This window comes from Mycobacterium sp. IDUB_1, from assembly GCF_055419625.1.
The window spans coordinates 572,776-587,199 of the sequence record NZ_JBVAYA010000004.1 but is presented as its reverse complement, the minus strand read 5'-3'; the positions used below and the strand labels follow the sequence as shown (position 1 = coordinate 587,199).

General features: G+C 67.4%; 12 protein-coding genes. 4 read left to right on the top strand and 8 right to left on the bottom strand.

Annotation, left to right across the window (positions count from 1 at the left end; genetic code table 11):
- Window position 1: 1 nt before the first annotated feature.
- Together ACZYYX_RS23780 and ACZYYX_RS23775 are read right to left on the bottom strand one after the other, a co-directional pair.
- Window positions 2–658, bottom strand: coding sequence for a hypothetical protein (locus tag ACZYYX_RS23780; protein WP_463817079.1), 657 nt, complete (start codon window positions 656–658; stop codon window positions 2–4).
- A gap of 161 nt (window positions 659–819) precedes the next feature.
- Window positions 820–2,262 (bottom strand): HNH endonuclease signature motif containing protein, encoded by a 1,443-nt coding sequence (locus tag ACZYYX_RS23775; protein ID WP_463817218.1) that lies wholly within the window; start codon window positions 2,260–2,262, stop codon window positions 820–822.
- A 459-nt stretch (window positions 2,263–2,721) separates the two neighbouring features.
- Here ACZYYX_RS23775 and ACZYYX_RS23770 point away from each other — a divergent pair, with 459 nt between their 5' ends.
- Window positions 2,722–4,263 carry a hypothetical protein gene (locus tag ACZYYX_RS23770; protein WP_463817077.1) on the top strand — a complete coding sequence of 514 codons (1,542 nt, stop codon included), beginning with the start codon at window positions 2,722–2,724 and terminating at the stop codon, window positions 4,261–4,263.
- A gap of 9 nt (window positions 4,264–4,272) precedes the next feature.
- Here ACZYYX_RS23770 and ACZYYX_RS23765 read toward each other — a convergent pair whose 3' ends face one another.
- Both ACZYYX_RS23765 and ACZYYX_RS23760 read right to left on the bottom strand, forming a co-directional pair.
- Window positions 4,273–5,652 carry an aminotransferase class III-fold pyridoxal phosphate-dependent enzyme gene (locus ACZYYX_RS23765; RefSeq protein ID WP_463817075.1) on the bottom strand — a complete coding sequence of 460 codons (1,380 nt, stop codon included), beginning with the start codon at window positions 5,650–5,652 and terminating at the stop codon, window positions 4,273–4,275.
- A 13-nt stretch (window positions 5,653–5,665) separates the two neighbouring features.
- A complete protein-coding gene (locus tag ACZYYX_RS23760) occupies window positions 5,666–7,156 on the bottom strand; it encodes a CoA-acylating methylmalonate-semialdehyde dehydrogenase (protein WP_463817074.1) in 1,491 nt (496 codons plus the stop codon).
- An 80-nt stretch (window positions 7,157–7,236) separates the two neighbouring features.
- Here ACZYYX_RS23760 and ACZYYX_RS23755 point away from each other — a divergent pair, with 80 nt between their 5' ends.
- Window positions 7,237–8,835, top strand: coding sequence for a PucR family transcriptional regulator (locus tag ACZYYX_RS23755; RefSeq protein ID WP_463817073.1), 1,599 nt, complete (start codon window positions 7,237–7,239; stop codon window positions 8,833–8,835).
- Here ACZYYX_RS23755 and ACZYYX_RS23750 read toward each other — a convergent pair.
- Window positions 8,824–10,173 (bottom strand): APC family permease, encoded by a 1,350-nt coding sequence (locus ACZYYX_RS23750; protein ID WP_463817217.1) that lies wholly within the window; start codon window positions 10,171–10,173, stop codon window positions 8,824–8,826. The genes ACZYYX_RS23755 and ACZYYX_RS23750 overlap by 12 nt on opposite strands.
- 65 nt (window positions 10,174–10,238) lie before the next feature.
- Window positions 10,239–11,348: a DmpA family aminopeptidase gene (locus tag ACZYYX_RS23745; protein WP_463817072.1), complete on the bottom strand. Its 1,110-nt coding sequence runs from the start codon at window positions 11,346–11,348 to the stop codon at window positions 10,239–10,241.
- Between the two features lie 110 nt (window positions 11,349–11,458).
- On the opposite strand from ACZYYX_RS23745, the gene ACZYYX_RS23740 reads away from it, so the two are divergent.
- Window positions 11,459–12,067, top strand: coding sequence for a TetR/AcrR family transcriptional regulator (locus ACZYYX_RS23740; RefSeq protein WP_463817070.1), 609 nt, complete (start codon window positions 11,459–11,461; stop codon window positions 12,065–12,067).
- 1 nt (window position 12,068) lies between these two features.
- Here ACZYYX_RS23740 and ACZYYX_RS23735 read toward each other — a convergent pair whose 3' ends face one another.
- Both ACZYYX_RS23735 and ACZYYX_RS23730 read right to left on the bottom strand, forming a co-directional pair.
- Entirely contained in the window at window positions 12,069–12,839 is a 771-nt protein-coding gene (locus ACZYYX_RS23735; RefSeq protein WP_463817069.1) for a PE-PPE domain-containing protein, read from the bottom strand.
- A 92-nt stretch (window positions 12,840–12,931) separates the two neighbouring features.
- Window positions 12,932–13,516 carry a hypothetical protein gene (locus ACZYYX_RS23730; protein WP_463817216.1) on the bottom strand — a complete coding sequence of 195 codons (585 nt, stop codon included), beginning with the start codon at window positions 13,514–13,516 and terminating at the stop codon, window positions 12,932–12,934.
- 46 nt (window positions 13,517–13,562) lie between these two features.
- Between ACZYYX_RS23730 and ACZYYX_RS23725 the strand changes: the two genes are divergently transcribed.
- Window positions 13,563–14,327: an endonuclease/exonuclease/phosphatase family protein gene (locus ACZYYX_RS23725; protein ID WP_463817067.1), complete on the top strand. Its 765-nt coding sequence runs from the start codon at window positions 13,563–13,565 to the stop codon at window positions 14,325–14,327.
- Window positions 14,328–14,424: the final 97 nt, after the last annotated feature.

The window sequence follows — 14,424 nt, the reverse complement described above, 5'->3', positions numbered from 1 at the left end:
GTCAGTGTGCGTGGTCGTGGGCCTCGTGACCGCTCAGGGGTACCGCCGCAGGGAACGGTTCGCTTGTGGGCGAGGGTGATTGGACGGGGCGCAGGGCCGGCGGGGGAGTGACCGCTTCGGGGCCGACGTCATGAGCGCCGTCGGCATGACCGGCCGGCCCGTGGCCGCCGGTGTGATGCTCGCCGTGCTGGAGTCCGGAGGCCGCGCCCACCGTTGATGCCATCGCGACGACACCGACGGCGCCGACGAGGATCACGGCGCCGGCGAAGGTCGGCACGGGAGCTCCGCGCAGGCCGCGGTACCACACCCAACCGGCGCCCATCACGACGTAGATCTGGAGCAGCACCGCGCACACGTCAGCGCCGGCGATCAGCTCGACGTGCCCGGCGTTCGGACCGAACGGAGCTCCCGCGGTGCGGGATACCGCCCACAGCGCAAGCGCGCCGACGTTGAGCAGAACTCCAGCGCTCAGTACCGGAATGGTGGTGTGCGCGAGAACTGACCGAGCCCAGATCACCTGGAAGAGAGCCAGGAAGAAAAAGAACGCGCCCGAGGGAGCCCACTCCTGCCAGTGTGCGGGGACGACTGCGACGTGAATGATCCCAGCGCCCAGCGACGCCAGCGCCGCGAGGCGAACTGCCAGTCTGCTGTCCGTCATTCTGACGGTGTACGGCGCCACTCGTCAGATGATGTCAGCAGACGGACCGGTCAGTAACGCTGTGACACCACTTCGCCATCCGAACGAGACGGCCCCGTCACCTTGGCGGGCATGGATACCGCCGCCGTGTCGTGGCGCCGGTGCGCGATCACGCCCGAACATCAAGCCGCTTCGTTGTCGGGTGGTGCGGGTCCGCCGGGTTCTGCGGGGTCGGCGGACGCCTGGGTGGGTTCCTGCTCGTCGGGTGGGCGGAGGAGGCGTTCTGGGGTGTGGTGGGTGTTGACCCGGGCTTGTCCGGTGTCGAGGTTCGGTGGTGGGGCCCATTCGACTTCGTGGCGGGTGTTCATCGTCGTGGTCCAGCCGCCGTCGTTCACGCTGCGGTTGTCGGGTGGGCAGGCCAGGCCGAGGTCGTCGATGTTGGTCAGCCCACCCGCAGCCCAATCTTGTGTGACGTGGTGGACCTGACATCCGTACGCCCCGACCCGGCAGCCGGGTTTCGTGCAGCCACCGTCGCGGCCAATCAGCATGATCCGTTGCGCCGCCGAGGCGACCCGGCGGGTACGGAACAGGTCCAGGGCGGAGCCGGTGGCCCGGTCGAACACCGCGAGGTAGTGGGAGGCGTGCGCGCCCATCCGGATCACGTCGCGGATGGGCAGCCGGGTGCCGCCACCGGTCACCCCGATCCCGGCGCGGGATTCCAGATCCTGCAGGGTGGTGCGCACGATCACCGTCACCGGTAACCCGTTGAGCTGACCCAACTCGCCACTCATCAACGCGATCCGCCCCACCGCCAGCAGGGCGTCGTGTTGGCGTTGGGCCAGGCTGCGGTGATCGTTGTCGATCTGCGCTTGGGTCGGCGTCCCCGAGATACAGGGTTCGTCATCGTCGGGGTTGCACATGCCGGGGGCGGCGTATCTGGCGAAGATCGCCTCCCACACCGCTGCAGCCTCCGGCGTCAAATCCGCCCACCACGCCGTCATCCCGTCCCGACCCTGCCGAGATTTCTTCAGACCCCGTTTGCGGGTGCGTTCCGCATCGTCGGGTTCGGGGCCGTCCTGATCGAGGAGGAACAGGGTCAGATCGGCGGCGTCGCGGGTCTCTTTCGGGCCGGCACCGACCGCCGTGCGGACCAGCTCGACCTCGAACTGCTCGCGGGTCGCGGTATCGCAGAAGCCGGGCAGTTTGTCGACGGCCTTGCGGATCTCGGTGACATGCTCCCCGGTGATGAGCCCATGTTCCTGCGCGATAGCGGTCGCCGGCAACACCGGCGGCAACGGCTCTCCGGTCAGCGACACCCGCGGCCCGAGCAGCGCGGCCTCAGTCAACCGGCGATGCGCCTCACCGCCGCTGATCCGCCAGCGGATCGCCAGCACGTCTTTCCAGTTCTTCGCCCCCATCGCATGCGGGGTGGTCTCGATCTGCAGCCGGGCCAACGCCCGATGCTGGGCCGCCGGCAACCGGCAGCCCGCCGATTCCACCTCATCGAGCAGCTCCGTGAGCTCCGCAGCCGTCGAGAGGTCCAGATCGGCAGCGAGCACGCCGTCGACAGCGGCCCGCAAGACCGCCACCGCCTCCCGCACCTCCGACATGATTCGAACATATATTCGACCACCGACAAATCTCGAGCCGCCGAATGTGGCCGCGAGAAATCGCGCGCAGGAGTCGCTGACCGGCTACTTTCGGACGCGATGAATGCTTCGCGGGTAATCGGGCGGGTGGGCGCGCTGGCGGTCTTCTTCGGTGTGGGCGCCGCCGTGATGACAAGTTGTCCGATGGCATCTGCGGCGCCGGACTCGTCCTCGGCCGACTCATCGCAGACGGCTGCCAAAGAGACGCCACGATCCAGTGGCGCACGACAGCTGCGAGAGCGCGGTGACGAAAAGGCCGAGACGCGCCAGGCTCGGCGGACCAGTCTGGCGGCCCGGCGGGATGCGCGCCAGAGCGCCCCGCACGACCACGCCGACGCGCCGACTGAAGACGCCGCACCGCGCAAGCGGACACTCGCCACCGAGCGTGAACCGCGGCCCACATCGAGCGAAAGGCGAAGTGAGACAACCCGTCCGATGACCGCCCGCCAGAGCCGCTGGCGAGCCGAGACGGAGACCGTCACCGTCGCGTCAACACCGCTGGTCAAGCGAGCGGAAATGCGCAGAGCGGGCGACGTGCCGCCCGGGGTGGTGAGCCTCGCACTCACATCGGTGCTCGAGGTGGGTCTCGCCGTCGCGGTATCGGTGCTCAACATCGGCATGCCGAGTCCCACCGCCGCGCCGCCACGGTTGAAGCTGAACGGCTACAGCCTGGTGCCGGACTCTGCGGAGGAGATCACGTCGTTCTACGGCCGCTGGACCTACCTTCCCGGCGCCCCCAGCCTCGTTCAAGGCCAACAGAAATTCGACATCGTCGATCCGCGAACCAAAGAGTCGGTGGGTGAGTTCGACGCCCTGGTCGGGCGCGGGCTCGGCTACAACTACACCTCGCTGCTCGTCATCGACAACGGGGGAACGAACGTCGGAACCGGTCCAGGACAGGTTCCCCCAGTCGGATCGCTGATAGCCACATTCACGATCGGTCCCGTCGGCTGGGCCTACACGGCGATGCCGACCGCAACCGGTGACGTGATCTCCTTCAAGATCGTCACCCCGTTCGGCAGCATCCCTCTGCCCCTGACGTTCGACGGCGCCGCCGGCATCGCCGACCACACATTCGACAACAGACCCGTGCGGCTCACCAACGGTTACAGCATCGCACCCGCCGATCCTGACGGCGAAACCATCACCGGCACAAGCGGAATCCAACCGCTGTTCACCAGTATCCAAGGCCGGCAGGTGTTCGGAATGTACGACGCGACGGGCACCCAGGTCGGAACCTTCGAAGGTGTCTTCACGACCACTTCGGACATCCTCGGTACATACACCCAAGCGATCCTGGTCACCGCCAACGACGGTGTCGACGTCGGCACCGGTGACGGGCAGATTCCCCCGGTCGGGTCGGTCTACAACGTCGTCTACGCCGGCAACGACGACAACTACGTTCTGTACCAATCCCTTCCGTCGCCGACAGGTGACGTGCTCATCGTCGAACAGGTAGGCCCGGGCGGTGTGCAGACCAGCACCAAGACCTTCATCGACGCATCGGAGCCACCGTCGACGCAACCGCTGAAGGTGTCCCGCGGCCTGACCCTGGTTCCGGTCTCGGCACTGCAACCCGTCGGCGTGAACGGTCTGCCGCCCAGGGAGATCCAATACCAGGGTTATCAACAGTTCGACGTCTACGACGCCAAGGGCACCCGGATCGGACGCGTCGACGCCGACGTGATGACCCAGAACGACCTGTACGGAATCCGCAGCGAGGCTGTCCTCGTCACCGATGTCGTCGACGGCGACGCCGGGACTGCGAGAGGCGACGTCCCGCCCGTCGGCTCCGTCATCAACATCGTCACGCTGGGCGACAGCCGTTTCGGCACTGCGCAATTCGTGATGCCCGACGGCAGAGTCGACGTCAAGCGATCATGGATCACCACTCCGTTGGGTGACATCCCGGTGTTCCGGGCCCGCACGTGGGTGCCGGATGGCGTCGACGTGTCCTTCGCGAAACTGACTGTCTGAAAACGATCCTCAGCGCGCGTACTCGTCGGCGACGTCCAGCGCGGCGTCGAGAATGCGCAGTCCCTCGGCGACTTCGTCGTCGGTCACGTTGCACGGCGGCACCGCGTGGATGCGGTTGAAGTTCGCGAACGGCAGCAGCCCTCCGGACTTGCACGCCGCGAGCACCGCGGCCATCGCGGGGCTGGAGCCGCCGTAGGGAGCCAGCGGCTCGCGCGTCTGCTGGTCAGCCACCAACTCGATCGCCCAGAACACGCCGAGACCGCGGACCTCGCCGACACTGCGGTGCCGAGCGGCCAGGTGCCGCAGGCCTGGGGCGAGCACGTCGGAGCCGATGCGTGCGGCGTTGCCGATCATGCCTTCGTCCTCCATCGCGGTGATGGTCGCGACGGCGCAGGCGGTCGCCAGCGGATGACCCGAGTACGTGAGCCCGCCCGGGTACGCGCGGTCGGCGAACGTCGCGTAGATCGCGTCGTTGATCGCGACGCCGCCGAGCGGAACATAGCCTGAGGTAACACCTTTGGCGAATGTGATCAGATCCGGGACGACGTCGAAGTTGTCGATCGCGAACCAGCGCCCGGTCCGGCCGAAGCCCGCCATCACCTCGTCGGCGATGAACACGATGCCGTGACGATCACAGATCTCGCGGACACCGGCCATGTAACCCGGCGGCGGGACCATGATGCCCGCGGTGCCCGGCACCGATTCCAGGATGATCGCCGCGATCGTCGACGGACCCTCCATCTGCACCAGGCGATCCAGGTGCTCGAGCGCACGCTGCGTTTCCTGCTCTTCGGTCTCGGCGTGGAACGTCGACCGGTACAGGAAAGGCCCACTGAAATGGACGATTCCGGCGTTGCCGTGGTCGTTGGGCCAGCGGCGGGGGTCGCCGGTCAGGTTGATCGCGGTCTCGGTGCCGCCGTGGTAGGAGCGGTAGCGGGAGAGCACCTTGTAGCGGCCGGTGTGCAGGCGGGCCATGCGCACGGCGTGCTCGACGGCGTCAGCACCACCGTTGGTGAAGAAGATGCGGTTGAGATCGCCGGGTGTCCGCTCGGCAACCAGCCGGGCGGCTTCGGAGCGCGCGTCGTTGACGTGCTGAGGTGCGATCGTGCACAGCTTGGCGGCCTGCTCGGCAATGGCGGCAACCACTTTCGGATGCTGATGGCCGATGTTGGTGTTGACCAGCTGCGAGGAGAAGTCCAGCAGCCGGTTGCCGTCACCGTCCCACACGTAGGAACCCTGCGCAGCGAGCACCGTCATCGGCGTGATCTGGGCCTGCGCCGACCACGAATGGAACACGTGCTGGCGGTCCAGATCGTAGGCGCGCTGCCCGCGGGCGATCGCCGTGTCGAGGTCTTCGCCGGTGGGCAGCGCGCTCACTGTTGACGTCATGGTGCTCTCTCGCTTAGTTGGTGGGGAAGCCGAGGTTGATGCCGCCGTGACTGGGATCGAGCCAGCGGGTGGTGATGGCCTTCTGGCGGGTGAAGAACTGCACACCGTCGAGGCCGTGGGCGTGGCTGTCACCGAACAGGGAGGCTTTCCAGCCGCCGAAGCTGTAGTAGGCCATGGGAACCGGGATCGGCACGTTGATGCCGACCATGCCGACCTCCACCTCGTTCTGGAAGCGGCGGGCGGCGCCGCCGTCGTTGGTGAAGATCGCGGTGCCGTTGCCGTAGGGGTTGGTGTTGATGAGCTCGAGCGCCTGGTCGTAGGTGTCCACCCGCACCACGGACAGGACGGGGCCGAAGATCTCGTCGGTGTAGACGGTCATGTCGGGGGTGACGTTGTCGAGCAGGGTAGGGCCGAGCCAGAACCCGTCCTGACCACCGTCAGCGGTGACGGTGCGGCCGTCGAGAACGACTTTGGCTCCGGCGGTTTCGCCGGCGTCGATGTAGGAGGCGACCTTGTCGCGGTGGGCGGCAGTGACCAGCGGGCCCATGTCGGAGTCTTTGGTGCCGTCGCCGGTTTTGATGGTGGCAGCGCGTTCGGCGATCTTGGCGACGAGGTCGTCAGCGATGGGTCCGACAGCGACGGCCGCGGAGATGGCCATGCAGCGTTCCCCGGCGGAGCCGAAACCGGCGTTGACCATCGCATCGGCGGCCAGGTCGAGGTCGGCGTCGGGCAGGATCACGGCGTGGTTCTTGGCGCCACCGAGAGCCTGGACGCGCTTACCCGCGGCAGTGCCGGTGGCGTAGACGTACTGAGCGATCGGGGTCGATCCGACGAACGACACACTCTTGATCTTGGGGTTGGTGAGCAGCTCGTCGACGGCGGTCTTGTCGCCCTGCAGAACGTTGAACACCCCGGCGGGCAGGCCGGCTTCGGTCCACAGTTTGGCCAGCCACAGCGACGCCGACGGATCCTTCTCCGACGGCTTCAGTACGACGCTGTTGCCGCAGGCGATGGCCAGGGGGAAGAACCACATCGGGACCATCGCGGGGAAGTTGAACGGGGAGATGATGCCGACCGGTCCGAGGGGTTGGCGAATGGAGTGCACGTCGATGTTGGTCGACGCGTTCTCGGTGAACCCGCCTTTGAGGAGGTGGGGGATGCCGCAGGCGAACTCGACGACTTCCTGGCCGCGGGCCACTTCGCCCAGGGCGTCGGAGACGACCTTGCCGTGCTCGCTGGTGATGATCTCGGCGAGCTCACCCTTGCGCTCGTTGAGCAGTTCGCGGAAGCGGAACAGCACCTGGGTGCGCTTGGCCAGCGACGTGTCGCGCCAGGCGGGGAACGCCGCCGCCGCGGCGTCGATCACGGCTCGCGCGTCCTCGACCGAAGCCAGGGCCACCTGACCGGTCACCTGACCCGTCGCCGGATTCGTCACCGGCGCCGACGCACCGGAAGAACCCTCGAACACTTCACCGTTCACCCAATGCGAAATCTGCGCAGCCATACGAAGAGTCTCGCGCGCGCACGGACATCGTGACAGATACACACTGTCATCAAAACAGGCCCAGGCAATACACTGTGTCAATGCCGTTGACGGTGGGTGAGGTCGTCGCTCTGCCTGTGGTGCAGCAGGGCGATCCAGAAGTCCTCAGCGATCAGCGGTGGGCCGAGACAATCCGCTGGGTCCACGGCAGCGACCTGGCCGACCTGTCCAGTCTGCTCCAGGGCGGTGAGCTGGTGCTGACCACAGGCAAGGCCCTGGCTCGGCACCCGCGCAGGTATTTGCGTGGCCTCGCCGACGCAGGTGCACTCGGCGTCATCGTGGAGGTGGGCACCCAGGTGCCCGCGCTGCCGACCGGGGTCGGCGCCGTCGCCGAGGAACTCGCACTCGCCCTGGTCGTCCTCCACCGCACGGTGCGGTTCGTCGAGATCACCGAAGCGGTACACCGACGCATCGTCGCCGAGCAGTACGACGAGGTGGCCTTCGACCGCCGCGTGCACGAGACGTTCACCGAGTTGTCCATGAAGCGCGCCTCGCTGAGGGGAATCGTCGATGCGGCAGCACAGATCCTCGCCGAGCCGGTTGTGCTGGAGGATCTTTCGCACCAGGCGGTCGCGATGTCGGCGGGGATACCCGCGGATCTGCTCGACAACTGGGAGCGCCGCTCCCGCCGCAGCCCTGGACGCACCGAGCAGGCGGAGCCCTGGGCGGTCACCGGTGTCGGGCCTCGCACCCAGCTGTGGGGGCGGCTGGTCGTGCCTCGCGCACCCGCAGACGAGCATCGCGCCAAGATGGTGCTCGAACGGGCAGCGGCGGCGCTGGCCATGCACCGGATGATCGAGCAGGACCGAACGGGGCTGCAGCATCAGGCGCAGAGCGGGCTCATCGACGACGTGCTGCGGGGACGCCTCACCGACGAGCGCGAATTGGCGGCGCGCGCCGAAGCGCTGGGACTGCGGCGGGCCGCCCGGTATCACCCGGCCACAGTGCGCGCGGAACGGCCGTCCCCGTCATCGGACCCTGTGGCCGGTCACCGGCGCGCCATCGCGTTCCTCGACGCGGTTGCCCACACCGTCAACGCGTCCGGTCACACCGGTCTGTTCGCGCTGCGGGGTGATTCGGAAGTCGTGATGATCCTGTCCCTCAAGGACTCTCGCGGCACAGACGCGACACTGGCGGCACTGGGTGCCCGGCTGCGGGAGCAGGTGCGTCGAGTCGACGGTGCGATGGCGTCGGTGCTGGCGCTGGGGCCGCCGGCGGAGCAGATCGCCGACGCGGTGTCCGGGCTGGCCGAGGCCGCGCACATCGCTGAAGTCGCTCTGGCGCAGGGGGATCGACACCGCCCCTACTTCCGGGCCGCCGACGTTCGGCTGCGCGGCCTTCTGTCCCTGCTGCGTGACGATCGGCGTGTCCAGCAATTCGCCGAGACCGAACTGAAAAGCCTGCTCTCCGAGGATTCCTCGGACACGCCGTCCAACCTGACGGTGCTGCGGGAGTATCTGCGGCTCGCGGGCAACAAGGCGGCGCTCGCGCAACGGCTGCACATGAGCAGACCGGCCCTCTACAAGCGGCTGGCCGCTATCCGCGCCGCCGTGGGGGTCGACCTCGACGACGGAGAATCGATGACCTCACTGCACGTCGCGATGATGATCGTCGACGGGGCTACCGGGTCACGTGAGTGACTTCGACGGCCGCCACGCCAGGAAACCGACCGCCAGCCCGAGGAACGGGATCGCGGCCAGCACAGTGCTCAGCGTCACGCTGCCGCCGGTCACCAGCGTGAAGTTCGACAGCACCAGCCACAGGCTCGCGAGCAACCCGAGCACGGCGAGTGCGGGCGCGATCCGGGTCGTCCACGTTCCGCCGTGCTCGCGGTGGCGCAGGAAGAACGCGAGCACCGCGACAGACGTGGTCAACATCAGCACCACCATGCCGACCGTCGCGACGCCCGCCATCGAACCGAACACACCGACCAGCGGATCGATGCCGAGCAGCGCGAGAACCGCGACGATGACCCCTGCCGTCACGGTCTGGACGAGCGACGAGAACGACGGGGACGCATGGTCGTCATGCACAGTGGCCAGTCGCGAAGGCAGCAATCCCTTACCGGCCAGCACGAACTGGTAGCGCGCGATCACGTTGTGAAAAGACAGCACGCAGGCGAACAGACTGCTCAGCAGCAGTACGTTGACGATGTCGCGGCCTATGGTGCCGAGCATGTCGCCGGTGGTGTCCAGCAGCATGTTGCCGTCGCCGTCGAGTGTCCGCTGCGCGATACCGGTCACCTGATCGGGGCCCAGCGCCACCACGAACGCCCACACGGTGATCGCGTAGAACGCGCCGATGATGATGACCGCCGCATAGGTCGCGCGCGGGATCGTTCGCTCGGGGTCGCGCGCCTCGTCACGGAACACCGCCGTGGCCTCGAATCCGATGAATCCGGTGAGCGCGAACAGGATCGCGATTCCGATGGTGCCCTGGGTGAACGTCGCCGGAGCGAACGAGGTGAAGGTGACACCGGCCGGGCCGGGCTTGGCGACCATCACCACGTCGAGGATCACCACGATGCCGATCTCGAAGGCCAGCGCGACGCCGAGGACCTTGGCGCTCAGATCGATGTGGCGGTAGCCGAGGACGGCGACGATCGCCAGGACGACGAACGAGTAGACGGGCCAGGGAATGTCGGGGCTTTGGGAGGAGCCTCTGTAGTGGGCGACAGTGTCGGCGATTGCCCAGCCGATGTATCCGTAGATGCCGATCTGGATCGCGGTGTAGGCGATCAGGGCGACCACCGCGATGCCCTTGCCCATCCGTCCGCCGAGACCCACTGTGACGTAGGAGAAGAACGCGCCGGCCTCGGGAACGTGAGGTGTCATCGTCACGAACCCGATGCTGAACACCAGCAGCACCAGGGCGGCGATCACGAACCCGACGGGTGCGCCTGCGCCGTTGCCCAGGCCCATCGCCAGCGGCATGTTGCCGCCGATCACGGTCAGTGGTGCCGCGGCGGCCACCACCATGAACACGATTCCGACGGGGCCGAGTTGTCCTGTCAGTCGCCGAGATTCGGCGATGGTCGTGGCGGTCACGGGGTCTCCTGGGGGGAAGTGGTCGACAGTGCGGTGCGGAGCAGGTCGTGATCGATCGCGTGGGCGGTGAAGCCGTGGCGGCCGGTCATCGTGGTGGCGGCGACCATCGCGTTGACAATGGCCTCCTCGGTGGCGTCGATCGTCAAGTCGAACAGTCGCGTCATCAATTGCGGCGCGACCATGCGGAGCCCGATCTCCGGTTGGGCGGTGCTCACGTTCTCGTCCCAGGCATACGGGGGGATTCCGCGGTTTCCCGTCGAGAACGCCAGCATGAGATCACCGCTGTACTGCTCACCGGTGCCGCCGAGCCGGCCGACGGCCAGAGCGGCGCGTTGCGCCAGGCGGGTGCACTGGTGGGGGAGCAGGGGTGCGTCGGTCGCGACGATCACGATGATCGAACCGGATCCGGGTTCGTAACGCGGCGGCAGGTCGGGCAGCGGTACAGCGTCCGCTCCGATCAGCTCACCGACGTGGACTCCGTTGATGCGCAGTCGTTCCCGGCGGCCGTGATTGGCCTGAACCAGGACGCCGACGGTGTAGTGACCCGTCGCGGTCTCGGTGATGCGCGACGACGTACCGATGCCGCCTTTGAAGCCGTGGCAGATCATCCCGGTGCCGCCGCCCACGTTGCCTTCGGCGGGTGGTTGCGCCGATGCGTTCTCCAGCGCGGCGCGGGCGTGTTCGGATCTGACGTGAAATCCGTTGATGTCGTTGAGCAGACCGTCGTAGGTCTCTCCGACCACGGGCAGTGACCAGTAGACGCCGTCACCGCGGGCCCGTACCTGCGCAGCGACCAACTCGTCGCGCACCACGCCGACACTGTGGGTGTTGGTGAGTCCGATCACGGATGTCAACTCGCCGGATTCGCGGATCCATTCCAGGCCGGTGAGTTCGCCGCTGCCGTTGAGGCGGTGCGCGCCGGCGAACACGGGCTCGGTCCAGATGTCGTCGTGCGGCACGACCATCGTGACGCCGGTGTGGACGGCGGGCGGCCCGTCGGCGTCGAGGGTGACGTGTCCGACGCGCACCCCGGGCACGTCGGTGATGGCGTTGTGGGCACCGGTGGGGTGGTCGCCGATGATGACGCCGAGGTCTCTTGCCCTCATGACACGCTCCATTGTTTTCCGAATTGGAAAAGAACTATGCGCCCGTGTCGGACGTCACGCAACCGGAACGGCAGAATCACACTCACGACACCAGAGAGGGGTGCACACAGATGGGTCGGCCGAACACCCAGGCGCAGCGACGCGCCGACATCATGGATGCGGCGATCGCCCTCATCGAACGCCATGACCTCGCCAGTCTCAGGCTCGCGGACGTGGCAGCCGAGCTCGGTCTGACCACGAACGCGGTGCGCTACTACTTCAAGGACATGGCCGAGCTGCTCTCAGCGTTGGCACTCCGCTCGGACGTGCGCTTCTACGAAGAACGCCGTCGTTTCGGCGATCGGACCGACGACCTGTCACTGCAGCTGGCTATGACGATCGCGGCGGGCCTGCCGACCGGGGCCGAGGACGCCGAGTGGCGGGCCATCTGGCGGGCTGTGCTCGCCGCCGGATTCGAATTGGACCAACGCCGCGACGTCCAGGGGATCTATCACCGTCAGGTCGGTCTCTACCGGGATCTGCTGACTGCGGGTGCCGACGCGGGCGTGTTCAGCCTCTCCGTGCCGGCGCGTGACATCGCGATGACGCTGATGGCGATGGAGGACTACCTCGGCTACCGCATCGTGGCGCGCGATCCGGAGATGGACCGTGCGACGGCGCTGCGTCTCATGCGGCAGTACGCGGAATCGGCGACGGGGGCAACTCTTCCCGCGATATGAATCACGTTCGACGGTAAGCAGACTCGATCTGGGCGGCATCGTTGGGCAGCAACGGTGCCTCGTTCGTCAGGACGAACGTGGTGTTTCCGCGCTGCCACACCGTCAGCGAGGGGTCGTCGAGATCCACACCCTCGTAGTGCGGATGGATGAACAGCTTTCCCAGGTCGGCGTTGCGCACCGCGGCGGCGTTGCTCTTGTCGGTGGGCGAGTCGGCCCAGCCGTCGTAGCGGCGGGCGATGTCCACGATGTGCCACGGGGTGTCGGTCGGGGTGGCGAGCCCAGTGGTGCGGGCCGTGGGATCGCCCACCTTCGCGCCTCCCGATGCGCGCAACGGGTTGCCGAACAGAATGAACGTCATGCGGTCGGGTCCCGGCGCCGCCTGATCCTGCGCATGCTGGCGCATCCATTCCGACGCCACCTGGGCCCCTTGGCTGTACGCCAGCACGATGATGGTGCCCGGTGTGGCGCGTATCGCGGTGTCGAGGTTGGCGACCCCGGTCGGAATCGAATCCAGGGCCAGATCGCGCGGGTAGTCGACGACTTTCATCGTGTAGGGGCCGGTGCTGAACACCCCGCGGAACTCTTCGGCCATGGTGTCGCGGAAGTGGAGATCCGCCCCGGGCAGCGCGAGAACGGTGCCTTGCGACGGGATGCCGAGTCGGGTGGCGGCCGCTGCCGACAGACCGGTCGTCGGGGCCGACGCATCCTGGCGAGCCGCGAATCGGTGCCCGAGGCATCCCGAGCAGAGCAGCGCAAGGACGATGACCAACATCGCGCGTCGCTTCGCCTGACGATTCACTGTGGCCCCGCCTCTATCCGTTCCTTCACCGGGCCCCCGCGAGGGTAGCTCTGGCACAACGGTTCTCAGCTGAGCTCCGGCTGTGAGTCCGCCGTGCATCCCGTGTCGATGCCCAACCGGGCACACAGATCGAGGAACGTCGTCGCGAAGGGGTTGTCGCTGGTCTCTGCGCGCATGGCCGCCCAGTCGAGCTGCTCGCGGACCGCCCGCACCACCGGAAGCAGTTTCGCGAAATCGCAGTGGTGCTCGTGCAGCGAGTGCAGCTTCTGCAGAATCACCTCACCGGGCGTCAGCACCGGTATCGACAGCGCGAGAACGTCCATCATCGGTGCACCGGTGATCATGGCGGGATCGACCGGAACCCTGTTGATCTGATGCAGCACGTCGATCACTGCGGGTCCGTCGACGGAGAGCGCCGCTTTGAACAGCCAGTCCTCGGGAGGGCGTCGGATGTCGAACCCTGCTTTGGAGAGCGTGGCGGCCGCCGCCTCCGCGTCCGCCTCAGTCACGACGAAGTCCACGTCGTGGGTCGGCTCTGGTGCGCCGTACACCCACAGCGCGAAACTCCCGGCGAGCGCAAACGGCGGGCCGTCGGCTTTGAGCGCTGACGCCGCATGGCGCAACGCCTCGGGCAGATCTTCAGGGGACATTCGCACCGCCGTGGGTTTCGACTGCAGGGTGGGTAGTGCAATACCCATGAAATTGGTGACCTTCAACATCCTCCACGGGCGCACCCTCGGTGGCGATGTTGATCTGGACCGGTTCGCCGATTGCATCCAGGGGTTGGACGCCGACATCCTCGCACTACAGGAGGTGGACTCGGTGCAGCAACGATCGGGCATGGCCGACCTGACGGCACTGGCCGCCGAGGCGATGGGCGCCCGCAGCCACAGGTTCGTCGCCGCCATCTCCGGCACGCCCGGCGCGACCTGGATGGCTGCGACGGGGGAGGAGCAGCCGGGTACCGCGGCATACGGGGTCGCGCTGCTCTCGCGCTATCCCGCGGCCCACTGGCAGGTGGTGCGCCTGCCCCGGATCCCGGTCCGGTTCCCCCTGTACCTGCGCTCGCCCAACCGCGTGCAGATCATCCACGAAGAACCGCGAGCTGCGGTTGTCGGACACTTCGACACCCCGCTGGGCCCGCTCACCATCGCGAACACGCACCTGTCGTTCGTACCTGGGTGGAACCGGCTGCAGCTGCGCCGGTTGCTGCGCGACATCGACGGCATGCCGGGGCCGCGCATCGTGACCGGTGACCTGAACATGCCACCTGCGGCTGCGCGCCGCCACACACGTCTGCGCGCCCTCGCCTCGGCGGCCACCTTCCCCGCCGACGTGCCCACCCAGCAACTGGACCATGTCCTGACCGACGACCCGGGCCTACAGGCGCGCGCCTGCAAGACGCCGGCGGTCGCCATCTCCGATCACCGCCCCCTCGTGGTCGATCTGCATCGACCGTGACGCGGGAAGGACTTTGGTCCCCGCCATGGATGTCTGCAGACCCCTGACCTGCGGGATCGGCGGGCGTAGCGTCGGGGTTGGCGGCAACGACGCTGCC